The following is a 6,442-nucleotide window of genomic DNA, read 5'->3' on the forward strand; positions in this document are numbered from 1 at the left end:
CGTTCCGGGTCGTGGCCGGGGCCGGCGCCGTGTCGTGAGCCGTACGGCCGCGCCCGGACGGTCAGCCGGCCGACGGGGCCATGCGGATGGCGGCGATGTCGAGCTGCAGGCGCACCTTCTCGCTCACCATCGCACCACCCTCGGCCAGCCTGCTGTTGTACGTCAGTCCCCAGTCGGAGCGGTTGATGGTGGTGGTTCCGTCGAATCCGGCCCTTTCGTATCCGAAGGGGTCGGTGACATGTCCGATGTAGGTCAAATCCAGTACGACGGGGCGTGAGACGCCTTTGATGGTGAGCTCGCCCGACATGCGGAAGAGGTCCGAGCCCGCGTGTTCCACGGCGGTGCTGGTGAAGCGCATACGCGGATAGGTCGCGGCATCGAGGAAGTCACGGCCGACCAAGTGGGCGTCGCGTTGTTCCACCCCGGTGTCGACGCTGGAGGTGAACAGTGTGATGTCGGCCCGCGATCGGGCGGGGTCGCGCGCGTCGAAGTAGAGCCGGCTTTCGTACTCCAGGAAACAGCCGCGCACGGTGGTCACCATGGCATGCCGGACGGAGAAGCCGATCCTGCTGTGCGCGGGGTCGACGACCCATTCCCCGGTGAGGTTCGTCAGGTGGGGGTCCGGCAGCACGGCAGTGGGGGATGCCGGTGCGCCGGCCGGGCGCTGTGGGGGGACGGGCGGCGCCTGCCGGCGGGACGACACGACGCGGTTGAACAGGTTCATGATTCATCTAGGTACTTGAGTTTGGTTATTGCCGCAAGTCCCCTTCCGGTTTGCGGCTGTTCAGAACGAGCGCCTGACCTTTTTGCCGCCGCTTTGCACAAAACCCACACATGCCTGTCGCGGCGCTTTGACGAAATAACCACCCGAAACTCCATGGATTTTCATTTCGGGCATGTCGGTATTCGGCTTACGTCATCTCGATCGCGAGGTCGTTGTCGACGGTGTAGTAAGGACGCGCGGCAGTTCCGTCCGCGGTGATCGCCGGGTAGACGTACACGTGCTTGCGGTCCGCCACGTCGTCGAGGAGCCGGCCGATCCTGATCGGCCGCGCGTCGGCGGTGGGCCGGACGAAGGCGTCCCAGAACCGGCCTGCTCCCCCACCGTCGACCGCCAGGTCCTGCCGGCCGGCGGCGAAGGAGAAGCCCCTGCCGTCCTCGTCGATCCGGGGCCGGAGATTCCGTACGGTGTCGCTGCCGCGCAGGCGCAGCCGCACCGTGGCGTCCTCGTGGAGCCGGGCGCCGTGCAGGCGGGCCTCGACCGTGATGGCCCGGTCGGTGACGTCCACGGTGCGGGCCTCGGCGTGGGCGGTGCGCAGCCATGCCCGCAGGGCGAGGAAGCCGTCCTTCGTGACGTACGGGATCCGGACGGCGACCGGCGAGGGCCGGTCGCGCAGGTGCCCGTCGACGAGGACGCGCAGGTCCCGCAGGCCGGGGCGCAGCCGCTGCCGTTCGGCTCCCGGTTCCGGCAGCAGATAGAAGTCCCAGCGGCCTTCGTCGAGGGCCTGGTGCGGTTCCAGCACGGTGTGCCACTTGCCGTCGGCCGGGTCGGGTTCCAGCTCGAGGTCGTGGCGGGTGGTCTCGGGCCGGCCCTTCTTGGGGCGCAGCGCCAGGAGCAGCCTGGGGCGGGCGGCCGAGGTCGGGGGGAGGCGGAAGGTGATCCGGCCGTCCGTGTCGATGGCGCAGTCGGTGCGCAGGGAGGTGTCGTGGTGCTTGCTCATCGTTGTCCCTTCCGTATCGCGCGCAGGGCGCCGGCGGCTGCGGTGTGGGCGAGGTCGCGGGCGGCGTGGCCGCGTCCGGCCAGCGGACGGTCCGTCCTGCGGTGTTGCCCGGTGGCCCGCCGACCTGTGTTCTTGGCCGTCATGGCCTCGTCGATGATGCGTTCGGCCTGTGCGACGACCGGGCCCGGGGCGAAGCGGTGGGCGTTCTCCAGGGCGGTGCGGCCCATGCGGCGGCGTCGCTCGTCGTCGCCGACGAGTTCCAGCAGGGCCGAGGCGAGGGCGTCGCGGTCTCCGACCGGCACCAGCCTGCCGTCCGCGCCGTCCTTGATGATCTCGCCGGGGCCGTAGGGGCAGTCGGTGCTGACGACGGGCAGTCCGCAGCGCATCGCCTCGACGATCGTCATGCCGAACGGCTCGAAGTCGGACGTGGCCGCGGCGATCGAGGCCTTGGACCATTCGGCCTCCATGGGGGTGGCGGCCCCCATCAGGAACACGTTGTTCCACAGGCCGAGGCGTTCGATGAGCTGCCGCAGGGCGGGCTGCTCCTCGCCCTTGCCGTAGATGCGCAGCTGCCAGTCCGGGAACGCGGCGGCGACCTGGGCGAACGCCTCGATGAGGAGGTCGTAGCGCTTCACCCGCACGAGTCGGCCGGCGGCGATCACGATCTTGGCGGTTCCGTCGGCGGGAGGCAGCGCGGGGTCGGGGACGCTGTTCGGGAGGGCCTCCACATGGACGCCGGGCAGCCACATCTTGCGCCGGTAGGCGGCGGCGTCCGCTTCCGTGACGGTCGTGACGACGTCGAGGCGGCGGTAGGCGCGGCGCAGCGCGGTGCGCAGCCGCGGCGAGTGGTTGTCCAGGGTGAGGTGCTCCTGGCCGACGCGCAGGACGTGCTGCGGGGCCTGGCGTGCGATGTGCACGTTGAGGCCCGGGCGGGTGCCGATGACGACGTCGGCGTCGAGCGACTCGAGGTGCTCGCCGATCCGCTGGTCGGTCAGCTCGCTGTACTGGTGGTGGCGGTACTCGGCGGGCGGGTACACCCGCGCCGGTCTCTGGTGCAGCGGATCGTCCGCTTCCTTGCGCAGATCCACCAGCGGCCGCAGCCGCACCCGGGGGTGCGGGGTGAGATTGGGGTGCTCCCGGTGGCGTAACGCGGACACGATCTCCACGTCGTGGCGCTCGGCGAGCGCCCCGGCCAGGTTGAACGTGGTGGTGATCGTGCCTCCGATTCCGTAGGCGTTGTGGATCAGGAAAGAGATCTTCATGGTGGCCTAGACCGCGCCGACGACCGGAGCGTTGTCCGTCGTTACCACTCTGTGGCCGTGGCCGGGCAGGGCGGGCGTTCCCGCCGGTTCCGACGTGATCTCGGACATAAGTGGTCTGGGCCATACCCGTTTGCCGCCCGGTTGTGGATAGCTTGACGTGTTTGGCCCGCAGCAGCGTCGCGTCATCGGGTGCACCCTCGTATCGATGTTCAGGAGACCCATGCGCCCTCGAATAGCCTCCGTTCCGCGCATCACCTCCCTCCCGCCCTTCGCCCTGGCCGGCGGCGCGCTGGCCGTGGGGGTCGGCGGTCTGTATCTCGCCGGACTGATGCTCACGGGCGGGGAGATCGACACCGGCACGACCGTGCGCGGGGTGGAGATCGGGGGGCTGAGCCGTGCCGAGGCGGTGCAGAAGCTGGATCGGCACCTGGGCGCGGACGGCTCGCGGGAACTGCCCGTGAAGGTCGGGGAGCGTACGGGCACGGTCGATTCCCGGGGCGCCGGGCTCTCCTTCGACGTCCAGGAGACCGTCGACCGGGCGGCACGCACCGGCGCCGACCCGTTCAGCGTGTTCGGCGGCCTCTTCCGTTCGGGCGGCGTGATCGAACCCGTCGTACGCCTCGACGAGGACAAGGCCCGGGCGGCCCTCGGGCGGCTGGCGAAGGGGCTCGACCAGAAGGTCCGTGACGGTGCCGTCTCCTTCGACGGCGGGCGGGTCGAGGAGGTCGCGCCGCGCACGGGGTACGCGCTGGACGTGAACGCCGCGGTCGGGCCCCTGCGCGCCTCCTTCCTGCGCGGGGAGGCCAACGCCGTCACGTCGCTGCCCGCCCGTGAGACCCGGCCGAAGGTCACGGCCGACGAGGTCGGGCGGGCGGTGCGTACATTCGCGGAGCCGGCCGTGTCGGCGCCCGTCACGCTCACCGCGGGCGGCAAGCGGTTCACGGTCGGCCAGGACGTGCTGGGCGAGCATCTGGCCATGCGGCCGGACGGCAGCGGCAGGCTGAGACCGGAGCTCGACGCCAAGGGGCTGCGCACCGACCCCGCCGTGGCCGGCCCGCTGGACGACGTCACCACCACCGCCGAGAACGCCAGGCTGCGGCCGGACGGCGACAAGGTCGTGGTCGAAGAGGATGCCAGGGTGGGGCAGGAGGTCACCGACAAGGCGCTGGGCAAGGCGGTGCTGCCGCTGCTCACGCGATCGGGCGCCGACCGGGGCGGCGAGGTGGCCGTACGCGAGACCCAGCCGGAGGTGACCCGGGAGAACGCCCCGGAGCTGGGGCTGACGGAGAAGATGTCCTCCTTCACCGTCCACTTCGAACCGGCCGAGTACCGGACGAAGAACATCGGCCGGGCGGTGGACCTCATCAACGGCTCCGTCGTCAAGCCGGACGAGACGTGGAGCTTCAACCGGACCGTCGGCGAGCGCACCGAGGCGAACGGTTTCGTCGAGGGCATCATCATCCTCGACGACAAGTTCACCAAGGCGGCCGGCGGCGGCGTCTCGGCCGTCGCGACGACCATGTACAACGCGCTGTTCTTCGCCGGGGTCAAGCCCGTGGAGCACTTCGCGCACTCCTTCTACATCGAGCGCTACCCGGAGGGCCGCGAGGCCACGGTCGCCTGGGGCAGCCTGGACCTGAGATTCACCAACGACTCCGGTAAGGCGATCTACATCCGGGCCGAGTCCACGGACACGTCCGTGACCGTCTCCTTCCTCGGCACCCGCAAGTACGACGAGATCAAGTCGGTCAAGGGGCCACGCACCGAGGTGAAGAGGCCGTCGAAGAAGGTGAGCAAGGACAAGGAGTGCGTGCCGCAGACGCCGCTCGAAGGGTTCGACGTCACCGTCGAGCGGGTCTTCTACAGCGACGGCAGGGAAGTGAAGCGGGAGCCGTACCGTACGCACTACACGCCGCGTGACGAGATCAAGTGCGAGTGAGCCGTCCGCCGTTCGTCTTCACTTGGAACTCTCCTTTCCTGCCGGGGCGTTGACCCCTCCTCAGGGCGTCAGCAGAATGAGCGCGCAGTGTCTGAGAGCGCTCTCAAGGGAGATCCATGACTGGCAGACAGGGCCCGGCGTTCAGCCGGCGTTCGCTCATCGGTGCCGGACTCGGCATCAGTGCCGTGGGACTGGCCGCGGCCGGATCCGGGCAGGCCATGGCGGCCGGTTCGGCCGTCGCCGGGCAGGGATCGGCCCCGGCTCGGGGACGGGCCTTCCTCGCCGCGGCCATGGACGCCTATCCCGACCACGGTGGCATCCGCCTGACCCAGAGCTACACCGACCAGGCCGGCCTGTTCAGCACCGCGTTCACCTACGACAACGCCCTGGCGACCCTGGCCCACCTCGCGGCCCGGACCGCGGACGGTCTCACCAGAGCAACGGCGTTGGGTGACGCCCTGCTCTACGCCCAGTCGCACGACCCGGCGTACGACGACGGCAGGCTCCGGCAGGCCTACAACGTCGGCCCGTACACCTTCTACGACGGCTCGCGGCAGCCCGACGGCTTCGTACGGGCGGACGGCACCGCCAACGTCGGCACGCAGTTCGGCTTCACCGGCACGGCGGTGGGCGACATGGCCTGGGCGGGGATCGCGCTGAGCGCGCTCGCCCGCCGCACCCGAGCGCGCCGCTTCCTCGCCGGGGCCGTACGGATCGGCGAGTGGATCGAGCGCACCGGCCGGACCGACGAGCCCCTGGGCGGTTACAAGTTCGGGGTGGACGGGGCGAACCAGAAGCTGCCGTTCACCTCCACCGAGCACAACACGGACCTGGTGTGTCTCTTCGGCCGGCTCGCACGGCTCACCGGGGACCGGGTGTGGCTGGAGCGGCGCGGGCGGGCCGAGGCGTTCGTGCGGCGGATGTGGGAGCCGTCCGGGGGCTTCTTCTACACGGGCACGAACGACGGGGTGACCGTCAACAAGTCCCCCATCCCGGAGGACACGCAGACCTGGACCCATCTCGCGCTCGGCTCCGGTGGCCGCGACTCCTCACGATCGCTGGACTGGGCCGCGGCCGAGCTGGCCGTCCTGGACCATTCCGGGCGCGGGAACAGCACGGTGCCCGCGGGGCAGTCGTACGAGGGTGTCACCTTCAGCTCGGCGAGCCTCGTGGCGAACGAGGACGCGCCGATCGCCGAGGGCCAGCCCAGGCCCGACCGCAACGGGGTGTGGTTCGAGGGGACGGCCCACCTCGCGCTCGCCCTGCGGGACCGGCGGCACCGTGGCGACGAGGCACGCGCCCGGCGGCTGATCGCCTCGATCGAGCAGGCCCAGGATCTGCTGGGCGGCGGTCAGACCGTCGGCGGCAAGGCGCTTCCCGAGCGCTGTGGGGTGGTGTCCGCGAGCAGCCCGCTGGACACCGGGTTCGGCTTCGGCTACTACCCGTACCGGCACACGGGGGCGACCGCCTGGTACCTGCTGGCGGCGGCGCGCTCCAATCCGCTGGAGGCGTGACAGGGC

Annotated in this window: 5 protein-coding genes; 2 read left to right on the top strand and 3 right to left on the bottom strand. The window is 70.6% G+C overall.

Annotated elements, in window-relative coordinates; genetic code table 11:
- Window positions 1-61: 61 nt before the first annotated feature.
- The 3 genes from ACFTZL_RS38855 to ACFTZL_RS38865 all read right to left on the bottom strand — a co-directional run bounded on the left by ACFTZL_RS38855 (window position 62) and on the right by ACFTZL_RS38865 (window position 2,983).
- On the bottom strand, window positions 62-724 hold the full coding sequence (locus ACFTZL_RS38855; RefSeq protein WP_382593379.1) for a YceI family protein: 663 nt from the start codon (window positions 722-724) through the stop codon (window positions 62-64).
- A 187-nt stretch (window positions 725-911) separates the two neighbouring features.
- Complete coding sequence (locus ACFTZL_RS38860; RefSeq protein WP_382593382.1) at window positions 912-1,721, bottom strand: transferase; 810 nt, start codon at window positions 1,719-1,721, stop codon at window positions 912-914.
- Window positions 1,718-2,983, bottom strand: coding sequence for a glycosyltransferase family 4 protein (locus ACFTZL_RS38865; protein WP_382593385.1), 1,266 nt, complete (start codon window positions 2,981-2,983; stop codon window positions 1,718-1,720). Before ACFTZL_RS38865 ends, ACFTZL_RS38860 begins: the two co-directional genes overlap by 4 nt.
- 220 nt (window positions 2,984-3,203) lie before the next feature.
- Between ACFTZL_RS38865 and ACFTZL_RS38870 the strand changes: the two genes are divergently transcribed.
- Together ACFTZL_RS38870 and ACFTZL_RS38875 are read left to right on the top strand one after the other, a co-directional pair.
- Window positions 3,204-4,922, top strand: a complete 1,719-nt coding sequence (locus ACFTZL_RS38870; RefSeq protein WP_382593388.1) for a VanW family protein — start codon at window positions 3,204-3,206, stop codon at window positions 4,920-4,922.
- A 116-nt stretch (window positions 4,923-5,038) separates the two neighbouring features.
- Window positions 5,039-6,436, top strand: coding sequence for a Tat pathway signal sequence domain protein (locus ACFTZL_RS38875; protein WP_382593391.1), 1,398 nt, complete (start codon window positions 5,039-5,041; stop codon window positions 6,434-6,436).
- Window positions 6,437-6,442: the final 6 nt, after the last annotated feature.

Source organism: Streptomyces sp. NPDC056948 (assembly GCF_042674225.1).
Taxonomy (GTDB): Bacteria; Actinomycetota; Actinomycetes; order Streptomycetales; family Streptomycetaceae; genus Streptomyces; species Streptomyces purpurascens.

What these genes read in the sequence shown, in the direction of transcription:
- ACFTZL_RS38855 (WP_382593379.1), bottom strand. Translation starts at nt 724, where the DNA reads ATGAACCTGTTCAACCGCGTCGTGTCGTCCCGCCGGCAGGCGCCGCCC.
- ACFTZL_RS38860 (WP_382593382.1), bottom strand. Translation starts at nt 1,721, where the DNA reads ATGAGCAAGCACCACGACACCTCCCTGCGCACCGACTGCGCCATCGAC.
- ACFTZL_RS38865 (WP_382593385.1), bottom strand. Translation starts at nt 2,983, where the DNA reads ATGAAGATCTCTTTCCTGATCCACAACGCCTACGGAATCGGAGGCACG.
- ACFTZL_RS38870 (WP_382593388.1), top strand. Translation starts at nt 3,204, where the DNA reads ATGCGCCCTCGAATAGCCTCCGTTCCGCGCATCACCTCCCTCCCGCCC.
- ACFTZL_RS38875 (WP_382593391.1), top strand. Translation starts at nt 5,039, where the DNA reads ATGACTGGCAGACAGGGCCCGGCGTTCAGCCGGCGTTCGCTCATCGGT.